The sequence below is a fragment of the Bradyrhizobium yuanmingense genome (assembly GCF_029167105.1).
GTDB lineage: Bacteria > Pseudomonadota > Alphaproteobacteria > Rhizobiales > Xanthobacteraceae > Bradyrhizobium > Bradyrhizobium yuanmingense_A.
Genome location: NZ_JARFML010000109.1, coordinates 1 through 1,316, shown reverse-complemented (window position 1 = coordinate 1,316; position 1,316 = coordinate 1). Strand labels below are relative to the sequence as shown.

Below are 1,316 nucleotides of genomic sequence, written 5' to 3'. Positions count from 1 at the left end.
GTGTGGAGCCGGCGGCCACGGGTCGGCCGTCGTACCATCCCTCGGTGCTCCTTAAGCTTTACATCTACGGCTATCTGAACCGGGTACAGTCGAGTCGGCGGCTGGAACGAGAGGCCGGGCGCAATGTCGAGGTGATGTGGCTGCTGGGTCGGCTCGCTCCCGATCACAAGACGATTGCGGACTTCCGGAAGGACAACGGCCTGGCGCTGCGCAAGGTATGTGCGCGCTTCGTCGAACTCTGCCGAGACATTGGTCTGCTGGCGACGGCGAGCGTCGCCATCGATGGCAGCAAGTTCAAGGCCGTGAACAACCGGGACAGGAACTTCACGCGCGCGAAGATGGAGCGACGGCGTGCTCAGTTGGAGGAGAGCGTCGCGCGCTATCTGAGCCAACTTGACACGGCCGACCGCCAGGAGCCGACGGAGGCGCTGGCCACGAAGGTGACGAGGCTTACCGAGAAGCTGACAAAGCTGAAGGAGGAAATGGGTAAGCTTGCCGTCTACGAGAAGCAAATGCTTGCTTCGCCTGACCAGCAAATCTCGCTGACCGACCCCGACAGCCGCTCGATGGCAACGAGCGGCCGCGGCTCTGGCGTTGTTGGCTACAACGTACAGGTCGCCGTAGACACCGAGCACCATCTGATTGTGACGCATGAGGTGACGAACAGCGGCTCGGATCGGGCACAACTTGCCAATATGGCCAAGCAGGCGAAGGCTGTTCTCAAGACCGAGACGCTCGAAGCGGTAGCCGATCGCGGCTACTTCAACAGCCTAGAGATCCTCGCGTGCCACGAAGCAGGCATCACAGTAACTCTGCCCAAACCGCTAACGTCCGGCGCTAAGGCAGACGGACGCTTCGGTAAACAGGACTTTGCCTATTTGCCAGAGGAGGACGCCTATCGCTGCCCGGCCGGGGAGCGGCTGTCATATCGCTATACGAATGAAGAAGACGGCAAGGTGCTGCGGCGCTACTGGACGACGGCCTGTCAAAGCTGTTCGCTCAAGACCCAATGCACGCCTGGGTCAGAACGGCGGCTTACGCGATGGGAGCATGAGCATCTGCTCGAGGCTGTGCAAAATCGCCTTGATGCAAACCCGCACGCCATGCGTCAGCGTCGCGAAACAGTCGAACATCCGTTCGGCACCATGAAAGCCCGCATGGGAGCGACACACTTCCTGACCAAAACGCTTCCGAAAGTGGCGGCCGAAATGGCGCTCTCCGTCCTGGCCTACAATCTGACACGGGTCATGAACATCGTCGGGATCAAGCCGCTGATGGCTGCGATCGCGGCCTGACACCAAGCGATCATGACTTCC

1 protein-coding gene is annotated in these 1,316 nt (G+C 60.7%); it reads left to right on the top strand.

Annotated elements, in window-relative coordinates; translation table 11 throughout:
* Window positions 1–1,295, top strand: a 1,295-nt coding sequence (locus P0R31_RS40640; RefSeq protein WP_275521218.1) for an IS1182 family transposase, incomplete at its 5' end; no start/stop codon positions are given.
* Window positions 1,296–1,316: the final 21 nt, after the last annotated feature.